This window comes from Bacteroides sp. M10 (assembly GCF_014334015.1).
Taxonomy (GTDB): domain Bacteria; phylum Bacteroidota; class Bacteroidia; order Bacteroidales; family Bacteroidaceae; genus Bacteroides; species Bacteroides intestinigallinarum.
In genome coordinates this window covers 5,363,696-5,385,709 of record NZ_CP060488.1, presented here as the reverse complement: position 1 = coordinate 5,385,709, position 22,014 = coordinate 5,363,696, and the positions used below count along the sequence as shown (strand labels likewise).

Here is a 22,014-nt window from a genome sequence, read left to right as displayed (position 1 = left end):
TTGTCGTGTTTTATTTTGTGTTTGTGTTGTGACGGTACTACGACGTGAGTCGTGGTACCGTTTTTTGGTACGCCCAGCATGGATGTTCTGTTTTATAAAATATTTAGCATTAATTCTTTTGTTATCCAAAATTATTTTGTAATTTTGTATCAAATGAATAAGATATGAGAGTAGTATCACATAAGAAATTGAAAGATTTCTACGAGACGAAAGGGTGTGAAGATTCACGTGTTGCTTTAGAACGTTGGTATGATATAGCGGAAAAAGCAGAATGGCGGAATTTGTCTGATATAAAAGCGGATTTTCTATCGACTGATTATGTGGGCAATCAACACTATGTTTTTAATATCAGAGGGAACAACTATCGGCTGGTAGTGGTTGTTAAATTTACGGTGGGATACATTTTTGTCCGTTGGGTGGGAACTCATAAAGAGTATGATAAAATAGATTGTTCAACTATATAATATAATAGATATGACTAAAATAACGAAAGAACAATACGAATTTGCATTGGCAAGAGTCGAAGAACTTCTGCCTTTGGTGGACGACAGCACTCCTGCAAATGACAAGAGCATGGTGGAGCTTTCTGTTATGTCTGATATAGTGATTGCGTATGAGAAGGAACATTTTCCTATAGAAAAACCAACCGTAGCAGAATTGATAGAATTGTCCCTTGAAGAAAAGGGAATGACACAAAAACAGCTTGCCAGTGAAATAGGGGTTAGCCCTTCACGCGTGAATGATTATATTTCGGGTCGCTCGGAACCTACTTTAAAAATAGCTCGCTTGCTTTGCCGGGTACTCAATATACACCCCGCTGCCATGTTGGGATTTTGAAAAAATAGTCAAAACATAATTGTTAGTGAGATTTATTTGTTTAATGTACCTTTGAAGCAGAATACGTCAGTTCCCCAATCAATTTCCGGTAAGACGAATCCGGGAGCAAACAGCCCGAATACGGATGAGCCGGAGCCGCTCATGGATGCGTAGATTGCTCCTTGATGATAGAGTTCTTCTTTGATTTCTCCAATGACGGGATGTTGCGGGAATACACTTGCTTCGAAATCATTGATTAACGTATCCTTCCATTCTTGTACAGGACGCTGGATTGCCTCCCTAACCGGATATTTCGGACGATGGGGATGAATGTTTGAAAAGGCTTCCCGGGTGGAAACAAAAACATTCGGTTTTATAATCATGATTTGGTAGCCGTTTAATGAAAGTTCGACCGGGGAGAAGATGTTTCCAATTCCCTCGGCAAATATCGGTCTGTTTTTGATAAAGAAAGCGCAGTCTGCTCCCAAAGTGGCAGCGTATACTTCCAATTGTTCTTCGGATACTCCCAGCTGATAATGATCGTTGAGCAACTTTAGCATGAAAGCGGCATCCGATGATCCTCCTCCCAGTCCGGCTCCTGAAGGGATGTGCTTGTATAAGTGGATTTCGACAGGAGGGAGATGAAATTCCTTATCCATCAATAAATAGGCTTTTACTACCAGATTGTCTTCAGGGTTACCGGCTATTTCCATTCCATGTTGGTGGAGAGTGAATTTTCGGTCAGCGTTAGGGGAGGTACGGATTTCCAGTGCGTCTTCCAGAGCCACCGGATAGAAAACTGTTTCCAGATTGTGGTATCCGTCCGGGCGTTTTTCCGTGATGGAAAGTCCCAGGTTTATTTTGATATTGGGAAAAGCAATCATATTTCTATTTACTATTTTACTATTTACTATTTACAGTGCTTCACATTACAATTAATCATAGCTGGATAATGTGAATCGGGAGCAAAGTTACTAAAATCTTCATTTTTCCTTATTCATTCTTCGTGATTATATTCTATCTTTGTCGTCTCGACTGGAAGAATTCCGTGATAAATGTGATAATAGAGTCTGTCCAGTCGTAAAATAATAAATAGTAAATCGTAAAATAGTAAATATCTCGATGGCCGAACAGAAAAGAAATACCCGCAATTCAAAGTCTACTAAAATACAACCGGTAAATGATTATGGTCGTATTCAGCCGCAGGCGCCTGAACTGGAAGAAGCAGTTTTGGGAGCTTTAATGATTGAAAAGGACGCTTATTCATTGGTGAGTGAAATTCTTCGTCCCGAATCATTTTACGAACGCCGGCATCAGTTGATTTATTCTGCTATCGTCGACCTTGCGGTGAACCAGAAACCGGTGGATATTCTGACTGTAAAGGAACAACTTAGTAAACGCGGAGACTTGGAAGAGGTGGGAGGTCCCTTCTATATTACTCAATTGAGTAGTAAAGTGGCTTCATCCGCACATATTGAATACCATGCCCGTATTATTGCACAGAAATCGCTGGCGCGTGAGTTGATAACGTTTACGAGCAATATCCAGAGTAAAGCGTTTGACGAGACCCTGGACGTGGACGACTTGATGCAGGAAGCGGAAGGTAAGCTTTTTGAGATCTCACAGCAGAATATGAAAAAAGATTATACGCAGATCAATCCGGTGATTGACGAAGCCTATAAACTAATTCAGAAAGCTGCGGCTCGAACCGATGGTTTGAGTGGTCTGGAGAGTGGTTTCACGAAACTTGATAAGATGACTTCGGGTTGGCAGAATTCCGACCTTATTATTATAGCTGCCCGTCCTGCTATGGGTAAGACTGCTTTCGTTCTTTCAATGGCTAAGAATATTGCGGTGGATTACCGGAACCCGGTGGCGTTGTTCTCTCTTGAAATGAGTAACGTTCAGCTGGTGAACCGTTTGATTGCGAATGTCTGCGAGATTCCGAGCGAGAAAATCAAAAGCGGGCAGTTGGCAAATTATGAATGGCAACAACTGGACTATAAACTGAAGAATCTGATGGATGCACCGCTTTACGTGGATGATACGCCGTCTCTGTCTGTGTTTGAACTTCGAACCAAAGCGCGTCGTCTGGTACGCGAACATGGGGTGCGAATCATCATCATTGACTACCTTCAGTTGATGAATGCGAGTGGGATGGCGTTTGGTAGCCGTCAGGAAGAGGTTAGTACCATTTCCCGTTCGTTGAAAGGATTGGCGAAGGAGTTGAGTATTCCGATTATCGCACTGTCACAGTTGAATCGTGGTGTGGAAAGTCGTGAAGGTATTGACGGTAAACGACCGCAGTTGAGTGACCTTCGTGAATCGGGAGCCATCGAGCAGGATGCCGATATGGTGTGCTTTATTCATCGTCCGGAATACTATAAGATATTTCAGGATGATCGTGGTAATGACTTGCGCGGTATGGCGGAAATTGTAATCGCCAAGCATCGTAACGGTGCGGTAGGCGAGGTGTTGCTCCGCTTTAAGGGTGAGTTTACCCGTTTCTCTAATCCGGAGGACGATATGGTGATCCCGATGCCGGGTGAGCCTGCAGGAGCTATGTTAGGATCGAAAATGAATACAGGTAATGCTGGTTCCATACCTCCTCCCGCACCTGATTTTGCACCGCAGACGGAGAATCCATTCGGAGCACCGGGAGATGGACCGTTACCATTTTAGTTAATAGTTGATAGTTGATAACTGATAGTGAAAATGCTCTGCGCAACATTTCTTCTATCTGTATGTTATTCCGCATGGTAACTATCAACTATAAACTTTTTTATCTAACCTTCTCGGTCAACCGAAAAATCTTATTAACTTTGCAAATCTTTTTGAGAAACAATAAAAAATTAAATATATGAATATCTCTTATAACTGGCTGAAAGAGTATGTCAACTTCGACCTGACGCCTGATGAAACGGCTGCTGCGTTGACGTCTATTGGCTTGGAAACAGGTGGTGTAGAAGAAGTGCAAACCATTAAAGGTGGTTTGGAAGGACTGGTGATCGGTGAAGTGCTGACCTGCACGGAACATCCTAATTCTGACCATTTGCATATTACTACTGTCAATCTGGGAGACGGTGAACCGGTACAGATTGTTTGTGGTGCCCCGAATGTGGCTGCCGGACAGAAAGTGGTGGTAGCTACTTTAGGTACAAAACTTTATGACGGTGACGAATGTTTTACCATCAAGAAATCAAAAATCCGTGGGGTGGAATCTACTGGTATGATTTGTGCTGAAGACGAAATCGGTATCGGTACGGATCATGCAGGTATTATCGTATTGCCGGAAAACGCTGTTCCGGGTACGCTTGCCAAGGATTATTATAATATCAAGAGCGACTATGTGCTTGAAGTGGACATCACGCCTAACCGTGCGGATGCTTGCTCTCACTATGGGGTGGCTCGTGACTTGTATGCTTATCTGATTCAGAACGGCAAACAGGCTACTTTGCAACGTCCGTCGGTAGACGGCTTTAAAGTGGAAAACCATGACTTGAATATTGAAGTGAAGGTGGAAAACAGCGAAGCTTGTCCGCATTATGCCGGTGTTACGGTGAAAGGTGTCACTGTGAAGGAAAGCCCGGAATGGCTGCAAAACAAATTGCGTCTGATCGGGGTGCGTCCTATTAATAATGTAGTGGATATTACTAATTATATCGTTCATGCTTTCGGTCAGCCGTTGCATTGCTTCGATGCCGGAAAGATAAAAGGCAATGAAGTAATTGTAAAGACAATGCCGGAAGGAACCCCGTTCGTTACGCTGGATGAGGTGGAACGTAAATTGAACGAACGCGACCTGATGATTTGTAACAAGGAAGAGGCCATGTGTATTGCCGGTGTATTCGGCGGACTGGACTCCGGTTCTACGGAAGCTACGACAGATGTATTCATTGAAAGTGCTTATTTCCATCCTACATGGGTGCGTAAGACAGCCCGCCGTCATGGCTTGAATACGGATGCTTCTTTCCGTTTCGAACGCGGTATCGATCCGAACAGTGTGATATATTGCTTGAAACTGGCTGCTTTGATGGTTAAAGAACTGGCTGGCGGTACGATTTCTTCTGAAATAAAAGACGTGTTCACTACTGCTGCACCCGATTTTATAGTTGATCTGGCTTATGAGAAAGTACATTCTTTGGTAGGAAAAGTAATTCCGGTAGAGACAATCAAGAGCATTGTGACCAGCCTGGAAATGAAGATCACTAATGAAACGGTGGAAGGGCTGACATTAGCTGTTCCTCCTTATCGTGTAGACGTGCAGCGTGATTGTGACGTGATTGAAGATATTCTTCGTATCTACGGATATAATAATGTTGAAATCCCGACTACACTGAACTCCAGCCTGACTACCAAAGGTGAACATGATAAATCGAATAAATTGCAGAACTTGATTGCAGAGCAATTGGTGGGCTGCGGATTTAATGAGATCCTGAACAACTCATTGACGCGTGCTGCTTATTATGATGGTATGGAGACTTATCCGTCCAACCATCTAGTGATGTTATTGAATCCGTTGAGTGCGGATTTGAACGCTATGCGTCAGACTTTGCTGTTCGGTGGACTGGAAAGTATTGCTCATAATGCAAATCGTAAGAATGCTGATTTGAAGTTCTTCGAATTCGGTAATTGCTATCATTTCGATGCTGACAAGAAGAATGAAGAGAAGGTATTGGCTCCTTACTCGGAAGATTATCACTTGGGCTTGTGGGTAACCGGTAAGAAGGTTTCCAATTCATGGGCACATGCAGATGAGAACAGTTCGGTATATGAATTGAAGGCTTATGTAGAAAATATATTGAAGCGTCTGGGACTGGATTTGCACAATCTGGTTGTCGGTAATCTGACGGACGATATTTTTGCTGCCGCACTTTCTATCAATACGAAGGGTGGTAAGCGTCTTGCTTCCTTCGGTATTGTGACTAAGAAGCTGTTGAAAGCATTTGATATCGACAATGAAGTATATTTTGCCGACTTGAACTGGAAGGAACTGATGAAAGCTATCCGTTCTGTGAAGATCAGCTACAAGGAAATCTCCAAGTTCCCTGCTGTGAAACGTGACTTGGCATTGTTGCTTGACAAGAATGTGCAGTTTGCCGAAATTGAAAAGATTGCTTACGAAACAGAGAAGAAGCTGTTGAAAGAAGTGGAACTCTTCGACGTGTACGAAGGTAAAAATCTGGAAGCAGGCAAGAAGTCGTATGCGGTGAGCTTCCTGCTTCAGGATGAGAGCCAGACTTTGAATGATAAGATGATTGATAAGATCATGTCGAAACTGGTGAAGAACTTGGAAGATAAGCTGGGTGCCAAACTTAGATAAACTTAAAATTTCAATCTAAAAATATAAACCAATGGGAAGAGCATTTGAATATAGAAAGGCCGCTAAACTGAAAAGATGGGGCCACATGGCTAAAACATTTACAAGACTGGGTAAACAAATCGCGATAGCTGTAAAGGCAGGCGGTCCGGAACCTGAAAATAACCCGACTTTGCGTTCGGTGATCGCTACTTGTAAGCGTGAAAATATGCCGAAGGATAATATTGAACGTGCTATCAAAAACGCAATGGGTAAAGACCAGAGCGACTACAAGAGCATGACTTACGAAGGATACGGTCCTCACGGTATTGCTGTATTTGTGGATACGCTGACAGATAACACAACCCGTACGGTGGCTGACGTTCGTTCGGTATTTAATAAGTTTGGCGGTAATCTCGGTACAATGGGATCTCTCGCGTTCCTGTTCGACCACAAATGTGTATTCACTTTCAAGAAGAAAGACGGATTGGATATGGAAGAACTGATTCTGGATCTGATCGATTATGATGTGGAAGATGAATACGAAGAGGATGATGAAGAAGGAACAATCACTATCTATGGTAATCCCAAGAGCTATGCCGCTATTCAGAAACACCTGGAGGAGTGTGGCTTTGAAGATGTCGGTGGAGACTTCACTTATATCCCGAACGACATGAAAGAGGTGACTCCGGAACAGCGCGAAACATTGGATAAGATGATCGAACGTTTGGAAGAATTTGACGACGTGCAGACTGTTTATACCAATATGCAGCCGGAAGAGGGAGAATAAGACAAGGTTATGGAATATGTGTATAGAACCCAGGGAACTTGCAGCACCAACATCGAACTGAATGTGGAAGATGGAGTGGTGAAAGAAGTTGCTTTCTGGGGAGGATGTAATGGTAACCTTCAAGGTATTTCCCGCCTTGTGAGAGGAATGAAGGTAGCGGATGTTATCGCAAAACTTGAAGGAGTGCATTGTGGTGGCAGACCGACTTCATGTCCTGACCAATTGTGTCGTGCATTACATGAGATGGGATATTAATCGACTTCTTTTATTTTTGTAAAATTTGATATTTTTCAAGACCTTCGGCAATTTATTTTGTCGAGGGTCTTTTTTTTTGCGGGAATCCATAGGGGGGGAGTATCTGGGTGTTGTTTACTTACTTGTCGGTATTTTGAACTAAAATTGACCTTCACTCGTTATTTATAAGTATATTTGTAAGGTTAAAACTATTATGCAAAAATGAAGAATATTTTTCAAGACTTAAAACGCAAAGATCATAAACGCTATCTGGGTGGACTGGATGTTTTTAAATATATTGGTCCGGGGCTTCTGGTTACGGTAGGATTTATTGATCCGGGAAACTGGGCTTCTAACTTCGCCGCCGGTTCCGAATTTGGCTATTCCTTACTTTGGGTGGTTACATTGTCTACTATTATGCTGATTGTGCTTCAGCACAACGTTGCCCACCTGGGGATTGTTACCGGACTTTGCCTTTCGGAGGCGGCCACTAAATACACTCCCAAATGGGTGTCGCGACCTATTCTTGGTACGGCGGTATTGGCGTCGATTTCTACTTCTTTAGCGGAAATTCTGGGAGGTGCCATTGCGTTGGAAATGCTCTTTGATATTCCTATTATATGGGGAGCTGTGTTGACTACGCTTTTTGTCTCTATCATGCTTTTCACTAATTCGTATAAAAAGATAGAGCGTTCCATCATTGCATTTGTCTCCGTTATCGGGCTTTCGTTTATCTACGAACTGTTTCTGGTGGAAATAGACTGGCCGGCTGCGACAGCAGGGTGGGTGACTCCTTCTTTTCCGAAAGGAAGTATGCTGATTATCATGAGTGTGTTGGGAGCGGTAGTGATGCCTCATAATCTGTTTCTTCATTCGGAGGTGATTCAGAGTCACGAATATAATAAGAAAGATGATGCTTCTATTAAGAAGGTCTTGAAATATGAGTTGTTTGATACTCTTTTCTCAATGATTGTCGGCTGGGCGATTAACAGTGCCATGATTCTTCTGGCTGCCGCTACTTTTTTTAAAAGCGGTATTCAGGTAGAGGAACTGCAACAGGCTAAGTCATTGCTCGAACCTTTGTTGGGAAGTAATGCTGCCATCGTATTTGCACTGGCATTGCTGATGGCGGGTATTTCATCCACCATTACGAGCGGAATGGCGGCAGGTTCCATCTTTGCGGGTATTTTCGGTGAATCGTATCATATCAAAGACAGCCATTCGCAGGTAGGAGTCCTTTTATCTCTGGGAATTGCCTTATTGCTGATTTTCTTTATTGGAGATCCTTTCAAAGGATTGATTATTTCGCAGATGATACTTAGTATTCAATTACCTTTCACGGTATTTTTGCAGGTGGGACTGACGTCTTCCCGAAAGGTGATGGGAGATTATGTCAATAGTCGTTGGAGCACGTTTGTGTTGTATTCGATTGCCATTATTGTTTCGGTACTGAATATCATGCTTTTGTTTTCATAAAATGAATATAAATCAATACATATAGATCGATGAAGATTATTACTTATAATGTGAACGGACTACGTGCCGCCGTATCTAAAGGTTTGCCGGAATGGCTGGCGCAGGAGAATCCTGATATTCTTTGTCTGCAAGAGACGAAACTGCAACCGGACCAGTATCCGGGAGAGGTGTTTGAAGCGTTGGGTTACAAGTCTTATTTGTATTCGGCGCAGAAGAAAGGATACAGTGGAGTGGCCATACTTACCAAGCAGGAACCGGACCATGTGGAATATGGGATGGGAATGGAGGCTTATGATAATGAAGGACGTTTTATCCGGGCGGATTTCGGAGACTTATCGGTAGTCAGTGTTTATCACCCTTCGGGAACGAGCGGGGACGAACGCCAGGCTTTTAAAATGGTGTGGCTGGAAGATTTTCAAAAGTATGTGATGGAGTTGCAGAAGTCCCGTCCCAATTTGATTCTTTGTGGCGATTATAATATCTGCCATGAGCCGATCGACATTCATGATCCTGTCCGGAATGCAACAAACAGTGGTTTCCTTCCTGAAGAACGGGAGTGGATGACACGTTTCCTGTCTGCGGGGTATGTGGATTCTTTCCGTACGCTTTGTCCCGAAAAACAGGAATATACCTGGTGGAGCTATCGTTTTAATTCGCGTGCCAAAAATAAGGGTTGGAGAATTGACTATTGCATGGTTAGTGAGCCGGTACGTCCGCTGTTGAAACGTGCGTATATCCTGAATGAGGCCGTACATTCCGATCATTGTCCGATGGCGTTGGAAATATTATAGGATAGTAATACTCAATTTACGGGTGTCTCCTCCGTCGCGAAATTCGCAGAGGTAGACACCTTGCCATGTTCCCAGGTTCAGGCGGTGATTCTTGATGGGGATAGTGACCGAGCTTCCTATCAGGGAGGCTTTTATATGGGCGCTCATATCGTCGGGGCCTTCGAGGGTATGGATGAAATAGGGGGCACCGTCGGGAACCAGTTTATTAAAGAATGTCTGGAAGTCATGCCGTACGTCCGGGTCTGCATTTTCGTTGATAGTTAGTCCGGCAGAGGTGTGTTTGATAAAGATTACCAGTAGGCCACTTTCGGGAAGTGCTGGTAGTTGTGAAATGATATCACGCGTGATTAAATGAAATCCACGCGAGTAATGAGGGAGTTGAATATCGAATGTTGTAGCCATTGTTTTATCTCTTAGAATTTGGAGGGTGGATTCAGGTCCACATAGGGGTCGTTGATAGCTGACGCCATCATTGCATTGACGGCAATTCCTGCATCCTCTTTATAATTTCTTCTCTTGTTCCATTCACGTACATCTTTGAGAGTGACATCACGTTTCTTTCTGTTTTGGGGAAAACCACTTTTTCTTTTCCTGTCAGCATATTCATCCTTTCTGGCTGCGCTTATCATAGCTTGAATGGCAATGGCTGTCGATTCTTTATATGAAATAGTTTTGTTCATATTTTCTTTTTTTTGATTTTAATCTTTACGCCCTATCTGATGCAAAGATACTTTTTTATATTTTTGTGCGAAATAAAAATGCAAAATAGTTTATGGAAGATAGAATACAGAAAGCAGTGGAGCTTTTTAAGAGCGGATACAACTGCTCACAGTCGGTAGTAGCGGCCTTTGCGGATATGTATGGATTTACACAGGAACAGGCGTTGCGTATGGGTGCTTCCTTTGGCGGGGGGATAGGACGAATGCGTGAAACGTGTGGAGCTGCCTGCGGCATGTTTTTGGTGGCGGGCTTGGAAACCGGCGCTACGGAAGCGACAGACCGGGAAGGAAAAGCTGCTAATTATGCGGTGGTGCAAGAACTGGCGGCTGAATTTAAGAAGCGTAACGGCTCGCTGATTTGTGGCGAATTGTTGGGATTAAAGAAAAAAGATCCCGTTTCAACGATTCCGGAAGAGCGTACTGCTCAATATTATAGCAAGCGTCCCTGTGCAAAAATGGTGGAAGAAGCGGCAAGAATTTGGTCTGAATATCTCGAAAAGCATCCTAAATGAAAGAAAAAATGCTTTTTTATTACAAAAACGATAAAAAAGTGCTCAATAAAGTGTTATATAACATAAAAATAACTATCTTTGTCCCCGAAATAAAATCTGAAAGTCTTTTTGACCGGATGATTTTAAGCATGTCTAACTAAAATTGCAAAGCAAATGTTGAAAGAAAAAGCTGGTGTAATTGCAGGTACTATCTGGAATGCACTGAACGAAACAGAAGGAATGACTGCCAAGCAGCTTAAAAAAGCAACTAAATTGGTTGACAAAGATCTGTTCCTCGGCCTTGGCTGGTTATTGAGAGAAGACAAAGTCTCTGTGGAAGAAGTTGAAGGTGAACTCTTCATCAAATTGATCTAAGCGAGTAACTCACTTAAGCAATAAAAAAATGCGTTGGTACATGATCATAATGTTATCAACGCATTTTTTTTTATTCCGCCATTTACGTATCTTTGCACACCAAAAAGCTAAAATAATAAGAATTCAGAATGAAGAATATTCGCAACTTTTGCATTATTGCTCATATTGACCACGGTAAGTCAACGTTGGCCGACCGTCTGTTGGAGTTTACTAACACCATTCAGGTGACTTCAGGGCAGATGCTTGATAATATGGATCTGGAAAAAGAAAGAGGGATCACTATCAAGAGCCATGCGATCCAGATGGAATATACTTATCAGGGGGAGAAGTATGTCCTTAACCTGATTGATACTCCGGGACACGTGGACTTTTCGTATGAGGTGTCACGTTCTATCGCTGCATGTGAAGGGGCATTGCTGATTGTCGATGCTTCGCAGGGAGTGCAGGCGCAGACGATCTCGAATCTGTATATGGCCATTGAACACGACCTTGAGATTATTCCGGTTATCAATAAATGCGATATGGCGAGCGCCAATCCCGAAGAAGTGGAGGACGAAATCGTTGAACTGTTGGGTTGCAAGCGCGAGGAGGTAATTCGTGCATCCGGTAAAACGGGTATGGGAGTGGAAGAGATACTGGCTGCTGTGATTGAACGTATTCCTCATCCCGAAGGGAATGAAGAGGCGCCGTTGCAGGCTTTGATTTTCGACTCTGTATTCAACTCTTTCCGTGGAATTATAGCTTATTTCAAGATTGAAAACGGCACGATTCGCAAGGGCGACAAGGTGAAGTTTTTCAATACGGGAAAAGAGTATGATGCCGATGAAATAGGGGTGTTGAAAATGGATATGGTGCCTCGTAACGAACTTCGTACGGGGGATGTAGGATATATAATTTCCGGTATCAAAACTTCCAAAGAGGTGAAGGTGGGAGATACCATTACACATATTGCCCGTCCGTGTGACAAGGCTATTGCCGGGTTTGAGGAGGTGAAGCCGATGGTGTTTGCTGGAGTGTACCCGATTGAGGCGGAAGATTTCGAAGATCTTCGCGCGTCTTTGGAAAAGTTGCAGCTGAATGATGCGTCGTTGACTTTCCAGCCGGAGTCTTCATTGGCTTTGGGTTTTGGTTTCCGTTGCGGTTTCCTCGGATTGCTCCACATGGAGATTGTGCAGGAGCGCCTGGATCGTGAGTTTGATATGAATGTGATTACTACGGTACCGAACGTGTCCTACCATATATATGATAAGCAGGGCAATATGAAGGAGGTGCACAACCCCGGTGGTATGCCCGACCCGACGATGATTGACCATATCGAAGAACCGTATATCAAGGCGTCTATTATTACCACTACCGATTATATCGGTTCGATTATGACGCTTTGTCTGGGTAAACGCGGTGAATTGATTAAACAGGAATATATCTCCGGTAACCGGGTGGAAATCTATTACAATATGCCTTTGGGAGAAATTGTGATTGACTTTTATGATAAGTTGAAGAGTATTTCTAAAGGGTATGCGTCGTTTGATTATCATCCGAATGGTTTCCGTACTTCGAAGCTGGTGAAGCTGGATATTTTGTTGAACGGTGAGCCTGTGGATGCACTTTCTACTTTGACACATATTGACAATGCTTACGATATGGGACGCCGGATGTGTGAGAAGCTGAAAGAGCTTATTCCGCGCCAGCAGTTTGATATTGCCATTCAGGCAGCTATCGGGGCTAAGATTATTTCCCGTGAAACGATTAAGGCTGTTCGTAAGGATGTGACAGCGAAGTGTTATGGTGGTGACGTGAGCCGTAAACGTAAACTGCTTGAAAAGCAGAAAAAAGGTAAAAAACGAATGAAACAAATCGGTAACGTGGAAGTGCCGCAAAAAGCCTTCCTCGCCGTACTGAAGCTGGATTAAAAATACTGCCGCAAGCAATTTTTCAGAGATCTGTTCTGAACAAATTGACTTGCGGTTAGTTTTTAATACACCAGGTGATTGCCTTCTGTCTGCAGAGCTTTCCTTGGCAATTACTTTTTAGCAACAAACAACTATAAATATGAGAAAAGTTCTGTCTTTTTCGGGCTTCCTGATGTTGGGGCTCGTGGTTTCGCAATTCCTGCCGATGATGGCAGGAGATGGGTATGGAGCTGTTAAATCCATATCGAATGTACTACTCTATGTATGTCTTAGTTTTATAATGATTAATGTAGGCCGTGAGTTCGTCCTTGATAAAACGCGGTGGAAAAGTTACGCTCAAGATTATTTTATTGCAATGGCTACGGCTGCTTTACCGTGGTTTATGATTGCCATTTATTATGTGTTTATTTTGCTTCCGCCCGAGTTTTGGAATAGTTGGGAAGCGTGGAAGGAGAATTTATTGTTAAGCCGTTTTGCTGCACCTACATCAGCCGGTATTCTGTTTACGATGTTGGCGGCTATCGGACTGAAGTCCAGTTGGATTTATAAGAAGATACAGGTATTGGCAATTTTCGATGACTTGGATACGATTCTTTTAATGATTCCTCTTCAGATTATGATGATCGGGCTGCGCTGGCAGTTGATTATTGTGGTGGTGATTGTGTTCTTGTTATTGTCGATCGGCTGGCAAAGATTGAATAAGTATGATTGGCGTCAGGATTGGAAGGCTATCCTCTTTTATTCAGTGATTATATTTCTGGCTACTCAAATACTGTATCTGGGGAGTAAAGAATTGTATGGGGACGAGGGAAGTATTCATATTGAAGTCCTGTTGCCGGCATTTGTTCTGGGTATGATTATGAAACATAAGGAACATGACACACCTGTGGAACGAAAGGTGGCTACCGGGATTTCATTTTTCTTCATGTTTCTGGTGGGAATGAGTATGCCGCATTTTATCGGAGTGAACTTTGCGGAGACTCATGCAGGTTCTTATTCTGTAACGGGATCACAGGAGATGATGTCGTGGGGAATGATTATGTTTCATGTGGTGATTGTCTCTTTATTGTCGAATATAGGAAAACTTTGTCCGATGTTCTTCTATCGTGACCGGAAATTAAGTGAGCGACTGGCTCTTTCCATCGGTATGTTTACCCGTGGTGAGGTAGGGGCCGGAATCATTTTCATTGCATTGGGATATAACTTGGGTGGCCCGGCATTGGTTATTTCAGTGCTTACTCTGGTATTGAATCTGATTCTGACGGGTATCTTCGTTCTTTGGGTGAAGAATTTGGCTTTGCGGAGTTATGCGGATTGACGTGATATGGAAATGTTGTAGAGCATTTTCTGTTTAGTGTCGAGGTGTGTCGAAACACTTTCTTTGATTTTTTAGGCACGGATTATACGAATTGCACGGATAAGTTTATTTTCTTTCCGTGTTTATCGTGTAATCCGTGCCTAAATAATATCAGTTAGTAATCTGTCAAATCGTCCTCTACGTCAATAGGGAGAATCTTTTGGCTTTCTTCGTGTGGCAACTGTTCCACTTGCCGCAGTTTGCGTTCGATGGCACGTGTTCGTTTTCCCATGACTTCTTCGAGTTGGTCACCGGCGCTTTGCAGGTTCTTTTGTACTTTTTCAAGTAATCCTCCGAATTTACTGAATTCTGTTTTGACAGCTCCCAATACGGTCCAGACTTCTCCGGTACGTTTTTGGATAGCAAGCGTGCGGAATCCCATCTGAAGACTATTGAGGATGGCGCCTAATGTTGTCGGACCTGTAACTACAATCTTATACTCCTTTTGGAGTGTTTCGATGAGACTGGTACGTCGGATTACTTCGGCATATATGCTTTCAAACGGGAGGAACATGATGGCAAAATCTGTGGTAAAAGGCGGGTCCACATACTTATCATGAATGTCTTTTGCCATCTTTTTGATTGTATTTTCCAATTGCTTGCCGGACGATTCCATCAATGCTGCGTCTCCCGCTTCGAATGCATCGTAATATTGTTCGTATACATCTTTCGGAAATTTGGCGTCGATGGGGAGGTAGACGGTGCTGTTGGCGTCATCTTTTCCCGGAAGCTTGATGGCAAATTCTACAAATTCGGTTCCGCTCTTTTTTGTTTTGACATTGGCGTCGTACTGTTCGGGGCTCATCATTTGTTCTAAGAGTGCACCCAGTTGGACTTCGCCGAACGTTCCTCTCATCTTTACGTTGCTCAATACCTTTTTTAGTCCGCCGACATCTTGAGCAAGAGATTTCATTTCTCCCAGTCCTTTTTGCACGTTCTCAAGTTGCGAACGGACGATTTCGAATGATTGACCGATACGTTCATTCAGGGTTTTCTGGAGCTTTTCTTCCACCATCAGGCGCATATCATCCAGTCGTTTCTCGGTGGATTTCAGTAATGCTTCCTGCTGGCGGGCCATCATGTCGAATTTCTGTCGTTGCAGTTCTCCGGTAGTCATCATATTCTTGTGCAGAACATCTTGGAGCTGTTGCATATTCTGGTTCAGCGTTTGCGTCATTTCCATGCGAAGTTCCCGGATGCTGCGGTTCAGTTCTTCCCGGTTTTCCTGCATTTGCTGGCGCAAGGCTATTTGTAATTGTTCTGCTTGAGTTTGATTGTTGCCTTTGGTTAGTGATAATACAAGTAGGACTATCATTAACACGGCAATAACAATAAGTAGAATCAGTTCCATTAATATGTCAGAATTTCGTTTCCGGTTTCAGTAATCAGAATCATATTTTCCCATTGGGCGGAAGGCAGTCCGTCGTCGGTACAGACAGTCCATCCGTCGGCATCGTCTATAAACACTTCGTAGGTTCCCATATTGATCATGGGTTCGATGGTGAAGGTCATGCCCGGCACAATCATCATGCCTGTGCCCCGGCGTCCGAAATGTTCTACGTCCGGTTCCTCATGGAATTGCATCCCTACGCCATGTCCGCAGAGATCACGGACTACGCTGAATCCGTTCTTTTCTGCATGTTCCTGGATGGCGGCGCCTACATCACCCAGCTGTTTCCAGGGTTGTGCGGCAGCAATTCCTATTTCCATACATTCTTTGGTTACCTGTACTAACTTTTGCATATCAGGGTTGACGTCTCCAATCATAAACATACGGGATGCATCGGAAAAATATCCTTTGTAAATGGTGGAAACATCTACATTGATAATATCTCCGCTTTTCAGAATCTCATTTTTATTGGGTATTCCGTGGCACACTACATCGTTGATGCTGGTGCAAACACTTTTGGGAAAGCCTTCGTAGTTGAGTGGGGCAGGGATGGCACCGTGACTGGTAGTGAAATCATACACTAGCACATCAATTTCTTCGGTGGACATGCCTTCCCGGATATTCTCTGAAATATAGTCCAGCAGTGCAGTATTGATTTTGGCACTTTCCCGGATACCTTCCAGTTGCTCGGGAGTACGGAGTACTTTGCGCGGTGGAAGTTTATAACCTTGCTTTCTGTATTTCTGTATTTTTGCTTCTACTTCTGCCGGATAATTAGAGGGGGTAAACCGGAATCCCTTGATAAAGTTCTTCATTATTATAGCATATTTAATCGTATGACAAAGGTACGAGAATAAATGGAAAATATGCTTTCTTGTTTTCTAAAACTTTTCGATTCCTGATTGTCGGCACGGGTTACCATTCGTATGAAACACTAATTTGAGGTATCCATTCCCATCTTTTGCGGAGGACATTGTATTGGTATTGTACCCCTGTTTTTATTTTCCAGTTTTTATTTATTTTGAGAACAACATTACTACCCAATTGGGTGGGTTCCACTTCGGAAGGGAGGCCCCGGTGTTTTCGGGTATCAAGGTTTTGTACGCCATATATGTTGAGAGACCATTTGGGAGATAAATTATATTCTATTTGGCTTTGGATATGAAAGCAACTGGAATTTTCTGCAAAATTACTTTTACTGTGCAGCACAAGATTCTTGTTTATTCTTAACCAGGAGTAAGTGGGTAAAAAGGTGGAACCCGGTTTTAGGAATGTCTGATAAGTGCGAATGGAAGGTTTCGAAAAAATCATGGAAGATTTTAAAGTCGGTAGTGTGGGATCAAAATCTACGAACGGTTTTCGAGAGTACATGTTTTGCTCTACTTTTTCGATAAACTTTCTATTTATCTTGATCTCCTGACCGGATTCCAGCATTTGCTGAAGTCTCAATGAGTCTTGTTTGTTCCATTCTTGTCCTGTTGCGGATAAGGGAAACAATAATAGGCAAAAAATATTGAATTGATATTTTCGAATGTCCATACACTGTGCTAGTAAAGTTTATTGTATGGACGGTGGAAAACAGGAAATGCTGCTCTAAACGATTAGCGACTAATAATAATTTCACATAATATGAGAATACTTTTCTTTTATTTATGATCGTTTTTTAGCCTTGAAAACCGGTTGTATCTTCTGAATCTCCGACTCAAAACCAAACCAGTAACCATGTCCTTCTTCATCGGTGGGAAGGAAACATAATCGTAGATTCTCGCGATATGCTCCGTATTCTATTTCCCAGCTTTCAGGTGGTAGCTGTCTTTTGGTTCTTACTTTTTCTGCCGGAGCTTTTTTTAATGACATACCCGCTTCTATCCATGCAATGCTGACTTGTGTCAGGTAGTCGGGATAATGATTCTTGCAGAAGTCATAGAGGATTAATCCTCTTTTTTCCAGGCTAAGAGGGGTGTCAATCACATCTGTTTGAACTAAATGATCGAGTAACTCATGTATAAAATGAGGGTTTTCGAGAATGAGTATCCGTGTGATGCTTCGCCAAGTTGGGGTATTATAGAAACCGTCTAACAGGCGGGACAGATAATGTGCTGTCTGTAATTCATCTACGGTGATTTCACGAGTTTGAAGAACTTCGTATGGAGGGAGTGGAGAGTACTGTATGCCTAATTCGTCCGCTCTTCTTTTCATTTCGGTGCCCGGAAGTAATTTGAGGGATTCCAGTTGGATTTCTCCTGCGCCATATTCTGCTAAAGTACGGACATCATCGAAAATTTCTGATAGATGGTAGAGTGGGAGCCCTGCTATTAAGTCGGCATGGGTTTCCATGTTTTCAAGTGAACATAGATACTTGAGTCCGGCCAGAGCATCGGAGAGTTTTCCTATTCTCCGGCTTTGTTCAAGCACGTTTTCCCGAAGGCTTTGAATTCCGGCTTCCAGGTGCAGCAGTCCTTTAGGAAGGGTGGCTAATTCCTGTTTGAGTTCATCAGAAAGGAGTGCAGGATGAATTTCCAGATGAAAACAGATATCCGGGTATTCGCGGAATAGATTTAGTAATTCTTTTGCCCGTTTGTTGTTGTAATTGAAAGTGCGGTCCAGTACCCGTACATTCTTGATTCCGTGTTGGTGTATCACGTCAAGACGTTTCCGGGTTGCTTCAAGAGATAGGGTGCGAACCGGTTTTTCACCTCCACTGACACAAAAGGCACAGGTGTTAAAACATCCGCGGGTAGTTTCTAATTGCACAAAGGGTTTGCTCCAATTGAAGAAACGGCTCTCTTCAGGAGGGACTAATTCGGAAAAGTTCATGACACGGGCGAGCCCGTTGTCATGGTATGCTTCCGATTCATCCAGATAGCAGAGTCCTGTGATTGATTTCCATTCTTTTCTTGGCTGATTCCACACTTTTAACCATAAAAGAAATACTTCTTCGCCTTCTCCGCGAAACACTCCGCTTACAAATTTGTTTTTATATAAGAAAGCTTCATTATCTCCTAAAAACTCGGGACCTCCGAGTATAACACAGCAGTGAGGTAGTAACGCTTTTGCGCGTGAAACGATGTGCAGGAGTTGCTCGTGATTAAATAGCCAGTTGGTAGCTGCAATGATGTCCGGTTGATGGCGGTAGATTTGATTGACGACACTACCGGTATTTTCATTGATAGTGGCGGAGACCGTACACCATTCAATGTCTGTATTATTTGCTATCTGGGCATGTAAGGCTGGCAATGCCAGCGAAGAATGAGCGTACGAACTATTTAAATCAAGCCAAAGAAGTTTCATGTGGAAAATTTAATATTATCTTTGCAAAGGTACAAAAAACTTGTGGCTTGTGATGTATAGTAAATATAAAATGCTAATTTTGTATTAATAAACGCAATAAACTAGAGAATTATGAAAATGATAAAAAGATATGCAGGTATCTTGATGATGCTGACTTTATTGGTTGGCTTTACTTCGTGTGAAAGTGAAGACGAGACAGAATTTAATCTGCCTGGCGAGTGGTATACTAATGAAGAAATTGATTTCGGGGCATATACCTGGGGAAGAGGTACGCTCATGACATTTAATGCGAGAAATCAAGGAACAATTGGCTCTGCTGGTGATCCGAATTACTTGGTTTTTGAGTGGAGATGGATTGATGAAGGATATAATTCAATGGAATTGTATTTTTATGGTGATGACACTTATGCCTATATTTGGGGGGCGGAAGCTACTGACAGGACTTTTAGTGGAACATGGTATAATAATTGGCGGGATTTTAGAGATAGAATAGATGGACAGCCATTCTATATGCGTCGTCAATAAAATAGTGATAAAGATTAAAAATAAAGCCAGAGTCAATGATGATTCTGGCTTTATTTTTGAATATAGGAATTTATTTTTTCAAAAACAACTTCTTAAACTCCGCCGGATATGGCGTCTCGAACTCCATCAAATCTCCCGTTACCGGATGATAAAAGCAGAGTTTGAAAGCATGGAGTGCCAGTCGTCCGATAGGGTTGGGAGCATCTTCTCTTCCATATCTTCCATCACCGATAATAGGATGTCCTAAATCCTGCATGTGTACACGAATCTGATTCTTTCGGCCGGTTTCCAAATCGAGTTCCAACAGAGAATATCCGTTGGCACGTTTGATGGTCTTATAGTGGGTAATAGATTTTGATCCACCGTCATCATATTCACTGGAACTTACATAAAGCGTTTTATCAGTCAGCCAGGAAACGACTGTATCATAATCTTTTTCCATACTTCCCTCCACCACAGCTACATATCGACGGTCAGTCACGATATCGTGCCAGTTATCACGTAGTGTCCGTTGTGTTTTTTCGTCTTTAGCAAACATCATCAGGCCGGAAGTGTCCCTGTCCAGGCGATGAACGATAAACACACGGAATTGACGTCCGGAACGTTGCACGTATTCGTTAAGTATTGTATAGGCTGTGCGCTCTTTCTGTCTTTCTGTATTGACTGATAAAAGTCCTTGCATCTTTTCGACAACAATGATATATGCGTCTTCATACACGATTTTCAGCAGTCTGTTATTAAATTCTTTTTTTCCCTTTTGTTTGCTGATTTGCACTTTCATGCCAGCTTCAAGGGGAAAGTTGAATTGTGTGGTTATCACATTATCAACAAATACAACCCGCTTACTTAATAATGATTTTAATTTTGTGCGACTCGCATCCGGCATTTTGGCAGCCAGAAACTCCATTAGTTCCATGGGTTCTTTCACTGCATAATTGGTATATTGAGCACGTGCTTTTTCAGCAGGAGTTTTTCTAGGTCTTTTTCCCATTTCTTTTTTCTTTTGAAATTCTATTATCACCACGGATTATCGAAGTTCCAGCAACACCACATTTTCTACGTGGTGGGTGTGAGGGAACATATCTACCGGTTGAATGGCTTTCACCTTGTATTTCTCATCGAGTAATTGCAAATCCCGTGCTTGAGTGGCAGGATTACAACTTACATACACAATCCGTTTCGGTTCGGCAAACAAGATGACATCAACTACATCCTGGTGCATACCGGCACGAGGAGGATCAGTAATGATTACATCCGGGCGTCCATGCTGATTGATGAAATCCTGCGTCAGTATATCCTTCATATCACCGGCATAAAACAATGCATTCTTGATATCATTGATTTCTGCATTTACCTTTGCGTCTTCGATAGCTTCCGGCACATATTCGATACCGATTACCTGGCGAGCCTGGCGTGATACGAAGTTGGCGATTGTTCCTGTTCCTGTATAGAGGTCATATACCAGTTCGTTGCCTGTTAATCCGGCAAATTCACGGGCCACTTTATATAAATTATAAGCCTGTTCCGAGTTGGTCTGATAGAATGATTTCGGTCCTACTTTGAAACGCAGTCCCTCCATTTCTTCAAAGATGTGATCTTTCCCTTTAAATACATGCACATCCAAATCATTGATTGTGTCATTGCACTTATTATTAATAATGTATAGAAGAGAAGTGATTTCTGGGAAAGAGTCCGCTACGAATTGGAGTAACTGCTTGAACAGTTCCATTTCGTGATCTTCCGTAATCTTACAAATAACGATCACCATCAGCTCGCCTGTTGAAGAGGTGCGTACAATCATATTCCGCAGCATACCTTCCTGTGTGCGCAGATTGATAAAAGAGTAATCGTGCTCGTAAGCGTAGTCACGTACAGCGTTGCGGATACGGTTGGATATATCATCCTGTAACCAGCATTTCTCAATAGCCAGCACCTTGTCGAAAGCTCCCGGGATGTGGAAACCCACCGCATTCATCTGGTCATACTTCACATCCTGACGAACTTCTTCGTTTGTCAACCAGCGTTTATTTGAGAAGGTGAATTCCAGTTTGTTCCTGTAGAATTCCGTCTTGTCAGAACCGAGAATCGGAGAAATTTCGGGAAGTTCGATCTTTCCGATACGTCTCAAATTATCTTCCACTTGCTTTTGCTTATATCTGATCTGCTCCGAATAGGGAAGCACTTGCCACTTGCAGCCACCGCATACGCCATAGTGTTGGCAGAAAGGAACAGCGCGATTGGGCGACAGCTCGTGAAACTTCACCGCTTCAGCTTCGGCATATTTATTCTTTTTACGCTTGATTTGCAGGTCTACGACATCACCCGGCACTACATAGGGAACAAAAATCACCAGGTCGTTTACTTTTGCGATGGCTTTTCCTTCGGCAGCCACATCCATGATTGTTACCTTCTCCAATAAGGGAAGCTCTTTTTTCTTTCTTGCCACTTTTACACCAGTCTAATAATTACTTTGCAAAAGTAGGTATTTTTTTTGGAAAAAATTCAGGTATACAGAAATATTCCGGATTGTAATGTCGAAATTGCATTTTG

Annotated in this window: 22 protein-coding genes; 13 read left to right on the top strand and 9 right to left on the bottom strand. The window is 42.7% G+C overall.

Annotation, left to right across the window (positions count from 1 at the left end):
• The first annotated feature begins 164 nt into the window (after positions 1 to 164).
• Together H8796_RS19865 and H8796_RS19860 are read left to right on the top strand one after the other, a co-directional pair.
• Positions 165 to 464, top strand: a complete 300-nt coding sequence (locus H8796_RS19865) for a type II toxin-antitoxin system HigB family toxin (RefSeq protein ID WP_004295589.1) — start codon at positions 165 to 167, stop codon at positions 462 to 464.
• A 10-nt stretch (positions 465 to 474) separates the two neighbouring features.
• Positions 475 to 837, top strand: a complete 363-nt coding sequence (locus tag H8796_RS19860) for a type II toxin-antitoxin system HigA family antitoxin (RefSeq protein ID WP_004295590.1) — start codon at positions 475 to 477, stop codon at positions 835 to 837.
• Between the two features lie 32 nt (positions 838 to 869).
• On the opposite strand, the gene ispE is transcribed toward H8796_RS19860, so the two are convergent.
• Entirely contained in the window at positions 870 to 1,700 is an 831-nt protein-coding gene (gene ispE / locus H8796_RS19855; protein WP_004325756.1) for a 4-(cytidine 5'-diphospho)-2-C-methyl-D-erythritol kinase, read from the bottom strand.
• A gap of 238 nt (positions 1,701 to 1,938) precedes the next feature.
• Between ispE and dnaB the strand changes: the two genes are divergently transcribed.
• From dnaB to H8796_RS19825, 6 genes are all read left to right on the top strand, one after another.
• A complete protein-coding gene (gene dnaB / locus H8796_RS19850) occupies positions 1,939 to 3,498 on the top strand; it encodes a replicative DNA helicase (protein ID WP_004295592.1) in 1,560 nt (519 codons plus the stop codon).
• Between the two features lie 178 nt (positions 3,499 to 3,676).
• Positions 3,677 to 6,139: a phenylalanine--tRNA ligase subunit beta gene (pheT, locus tag H8796_RS19845; protein ID WP_117937216.1), complete on the top strand. Its 2,463-nt coding sequence runs from the start codon at positions 3,677 to 3,679 to the stop codon at positions 6,137 to 6,139.
• A 31-nt stretch (positions 6,140 to 6,170) separates the two neighbouring features.
• The gene (locus H8796_RS19840; protein ID WP_004295595.1) at positions 6,171 to 6,905 is read left to right on the top strand and encodes a YebC/PmpR family DNA-binding transcriptional regulator; all 735 of its coding nucleotides are present in this window, start codon (positions 6,171 to 6,173) and stop codon (positions 6,903 to 6,905) included.
• A 9-nt stretch (positions 6,906 to 6,914) separates the two neighbouring features.
• Complete coding sequence (locus H8796_RS19835) at positions 6,915 to 7,160, top strand: TIGR03905 family TSCPD domain-containing protein (protein WP_004295596.1); 246 nt, start codon at positions 6,915 to 6,917, stop codon at positions 7,158 to 7,160.
• A gap of 201 nt (positions 7,161 to 7,361) precedes the next feature.
• Positions 7,362 to 8,615, top strand: a complete 1,254-nt coding sequence (locus tag H8796_RS19830) for an Nramp family divalent metal transporter (protein WP_004295597.1) — start codon at positions 7,362 to 7,364, stop codon at positions 8,613 to 8,615.
• Between the two features lie 29 nt (positions 8,616 to 8,644).
• Positions 8,645 to 9,406 (top strand): exodeoxyribonuclease III, encoded by a 762-nt coding sequence (locus tag H8796_RS19825; protein ID WP_004303567.1) that lies wholly within the window; start codon positions 8,645 to 8,647, stop codon positions 9,404 to 9,406.
• On the opposite strand, the gene H8796_RS19820 is transcribed toward H8796_RS19825, so the two are convergent.
• Together H8796_RS19820 and H8796_RS19815 are read right to left on the bottom strand one after the other, a co-directional pair.
• Positions 9,401 to 9,808, bottom strand: coding sequence for a secondary thiamine-phosphate synthase enzyme YjbQ (locus H8796_RS19820; RefSeq protein ID WP_004317958.1), 408 nt, complete (start codon positions 9,806 to 9,808; stop codon positions 9,401 to 9,403). The two genes, H8796_RS19825 and H8796_RS19820, sit on opposite strands and share 6 nt — an antisense overlap.
• 11 nt (positions 9,809 to 9,819) lie before the next feature.
• Positions 9,820 to 10,086, bottom strand: coding sequence for a hypothetical protein (locus tag H8796_RS19815; RefSeq protein ID WP_004295600.1), 267 nt, complete (start codon positions 10,084 to 10,086; stop codon positions 9,820 to 9,822).
• A gap of 92 nt (positions 10,087 to 10,178) precedes the next feature.
• Here H8796_RS19815 and H8796_RS19810 point away from each other — a divergent pair, with 92 nt between their 5' ends.
• The 4 genes from H8796_RS19810 (at position 10,179) to H8796_RS19795 (ending at position 14,219) form a co-directional block, all read left to right on the top strand.
• Complete coding sequence (locus H8796_RS19810; RefSeq protein ID WP_004295601.1) at positions 10,179 to 10,637, top strand: C-GCAxxG-C-C family protein; 459 nt, start codon at positions 10,179 to 10,181, stop codon at positions 10,635 to 10,637.
• A 153-nt stretch (positions 10,638 to 10,790) separates the two neighbouring features.
• Positions 10,791 to 10,991, top strand: coding sequence for a winged helix-turn-helix domain-containing protein (locus tag H8796_RS19805; protein WP_004295603.1), 201 nt, complete (start codon positions 10,791 to 10,793; stop codon positions 10,989 to 10,991).
• A 128-nt stretch (positions 10,992 to 11,119) separates the two neighbouring features.
• Complete coding sequence (lepA, locus tag H8796_RS19800) at positions 11,120 to 12,901, top strand: translation elongation factor 4 (RefSeq protein WP_004295604.1); 1,782 nt, start codon at positions 11,120 to 11,122, stop codon at positions 12,899 to 12,901.
• A gap of 139 nt (positions 12,902 to 13,040) precedes the next feature.
• On the top strand, positions 13,041 to 14,219 hold the full coding sequence (locus H8796_RS19795) for a hypothetical protein (protein ID WP_004317960.1): 1,179 nt from the start codon (positions 13,041 to 13,043) through the stop codon (positions 14,217 to 14,219).
• Positions 14,220 to 14,373: 154 nt separating this feature from the next.
• On the opposite strand, the gene H8796_RS19790 is transcribed toward H8796_RS19795, so the two are convergent.
• The 4 genes from H8796_RS19790 to H8796_RS19775 form a co-directional block, all read right to left on the bottom strand.
• Positions 14,374 to 15,609, bottom strand: a complete 1,236-nt coding sequence (locus tag H8796_RS19790; RefSeq protein WP_004303563.1) for a DNA recombination protein RmuC — start codon at positions 15,607 to 15,609, stop codon at positions 14,374 to 14,376.
• The gene (gene map / locus H8796_RS19785; protein ID WP_008648157.1) at positions 15,609 to 16,463 is read right to left on the bottom strand and encodes a type I methionyl aminopeptidase; all 855 of its coding nucleotides are present in this window, start codon (positions 16,461 to 16,463) and stop codon (positions 15,609 to 15,611) included. The genes H8796_RS19790 and map overlap by 1 nt, the downstream gene beginning before the upstream one ends.
• A 100-nt stretch (positions 16,464 to 16,563) precedes the next feature.
• Positions 16,564 to 17,187, bottom strand: a complete 624-nt coding sequence (locus tag H8796_RS19780) for a DUF4858 domain-containing protein (RefSeq protein WP_004295608.1) — start codon at positions 17,185 to 17,187, stop codon at positions 16,564 to 16,566.
• A gap of 111 nt (positions 17,188 to 17,298) precedes the next feature.
• On the bottom strand, positions 17,299 to 18,939 hold the full coding sequence (locus H8796_RS19775; protein WP_117937218.1) for a B12-binding domain-containing radical SAM protein: 1,641 nt from the start codon (positions 18,937 to 18,939) through the stop codon (positions 17,299 to 17,301).
• A gap of 111 nt (positions 18,940 to 19,050) precedes the next feature.
• Between H8796_RS19775 and H8796_RS19770 the strand changes: the two genes are divergently transcribed.
• A complete protein-coding gene (locus H8796_RS19770; protein WP_074636109.1) occupies positions 19,051 to 19,464 on the top strand; it encodes a hypothetical protein in 414 nt (137 codons plus the stop codon).
• 70 nt (positions 19,465 to 19,534) lie between these two features.
• On the opposite strand, the gene H8796_RS19765 is transcribed toward H8796_RS19770, so the two are convergent.
• Positions 19,535 to 20,455, bottom strand: coding sequence for an RluA family pseudouridine synthase (locus H8796_RS19765; RefSeq protein WP_052587797.1), 921 nt, complete (start codon positions 20,453 to 20,455; stop codon positions 19,535 to 19,537).
• Positions 20,456 to 20,491: 36 nt separating this feature from the next.
• The gene (rlmD, locus tag H8796_RS19760) at positions 20,492 to 21,862 is read right to left on the bottom strand and encodes a 23S rRNA (uracil(1939)-C(5))-methyltransferase RlmD (RefSeq protein WP_217622112.1); all 1,371 of its coding nucleotides are present in this window, start codon (positions 21,860 to 21,862) and stop codon (positions 20,492 to 20,494) included.
• Positions 21,863 to 22,014 lie beyond the last annotated feature (152 nt).

Excerpts from the sequence above, each read along its gene's own strand:
- H8796_RS19865 (WP_004295589.1), top strand. The coding sequence starts at position 165 with ATGAGAGTAGTATCACATAAGAAATTGAAAGATTTCTACGAGACGAAA.
- H8796_RS19860 (WP_004295590.1), top strand. The coding sequence starts at position 475 with ATGACTAAAATAACGAAAGAACAATACGAATTTGCATTGGCAAGAGTC.
- ispE (WP_004325756.1), bottom strand. The coding sequence starts at position 1,700 with ATGATTGCTTTTCCCAATATCAAAATAAACCTGGGACTTTCCATCACG.
- dnaB (WP_004295592.1), top strand. The coding sequence starts at position 1,939 with ATGGCCGAACAGAAAAGAAATACCCGCAATTCAAAGTCTACTAAAATA.
- pheT (WP_117937216.1), top strand. The coding sequence starts at position 3,677 with ATGAATATCTCTTATAACTGGCTGAAAGAGTATGTCAACTTCGACCTG.
- H8796_RS19840 (WP_004295595.1), top strand. The coding sequence starts at position 6,171 with ATGGGAAGAGCATTTGAATATAGAAAGGCCGCTAAACTGAAAAGATGG.
- H8796_RS19835 (WP_004295596.1), top strand. The coding sequence starts at position 6,915 with ATGGAATATGTGTATAGAACCCAGGGAACTTGCAGCACCAACATCGAA.
- H8796_RS19830 (WP_004295597.1), top strand. The coding sequence starts at position 7,362 with ATGAAGAATATTTTTCAAGACTTAAAACGCAAAGATCATAAACGCTAT.
- H8796_RS19825 (WP_004303567.1), top strand. The coding sequence starts at position 8,645 with ATGAAGATTATTACTTATAATGTGAACGGACTACGTGCCGCCGTATCT.
- H8796_RS19820 (WP_004317958.1), bottom strand. The coding sequence starts at position 9,808 with ATGGCTACAACATTCGATATTCAACTCCCTCATTACTCGCGTGGATTT.
- H8796_RS19815 (WP_004295600.1), bottom strand. The coding sequence starts at position 10,086 with ATGAACAAAACTATTTCATATAAAGAATCGACAGCCATTGCCATTCAA.
- H8796_RS19810 (WP_004295601.1), top strand. The coding sequence starts at position 10,179 with ATGGAAGATAGAATACAGAAAGCAGTGGAGCTTTTTAAGAGCGGATAC.
- H8796_RS19805 (WP_004295603.1), top strand. The coding sequence starts at position 10,791 with ATGTTGAAAGAAAAAGCTGGTGTAATTGCAGGTACTATCTGGAATGCA.
- lepA (WP_004295604.1), top strand. The coding sequence starts at position 11,120 with ATGAAGAATATTCGCAACTTTTGCATTATTGCTCATATTGACCACGGT.
- H8796_RS19795 (WP_004317960.1), top strand. The coding sequence starts at position 13,041 with ATGAGAAAAGTTCTGTCTTTTTCGGGCTTCCTGATGTTGGGGCTCGTG.
- H8796_RS19790 (WP_004303563.1), bottom strand. The coding sequence starts at position 15,609 with ATGGAACTGATTCTACTTATTGTTATTGCCGTGTTAATGATAGTCCTA.
- map (WP_008648157.1), bottom strand. The coding sequence starts at position 16,463 with ATGAAGAACTTTATCAAGGGATTCCGGTTTACCCCCTCTAATTATCCG.
- H8796_RS19780 (WP_004295608.1), bottom strand. The coding sequence starts at position 17,187 with ATGGACATTCGAAAATATCAATTCAATATTTTTTGCCTATTATTGTTT.
- H8796_RS19775 (WP_117937218.1), bottom strand. The coding sequence starts at position 18,939 with ATGAAACTTCTTTGGCTTGATTTAAATAGTTCGTACGCTCATTCTTCG.
- H8796_RS19770 (WP_074636109.1), top strand. The coding sequence starts at position 19,051 with ATGAAAATGATAAAAAGATATGCAGGTATCTTGATGATGCTGACTTTA.
- H8796_RS19765 (WP_052587797.1), bottom strand. The coding sequence starts at position 20,455 with ATGGGAAAAAGACCTAGAAAAACTCCTGCTGAAAAAGCACGTGCTCAA.
- rlmD (WP_217622112.1), bottom strand. The coding sequence starts at position 21,862 with ATGGATGTGGCTGCCGAAGGAAAAGCCATCGCAAAAGTAAACGACCTG.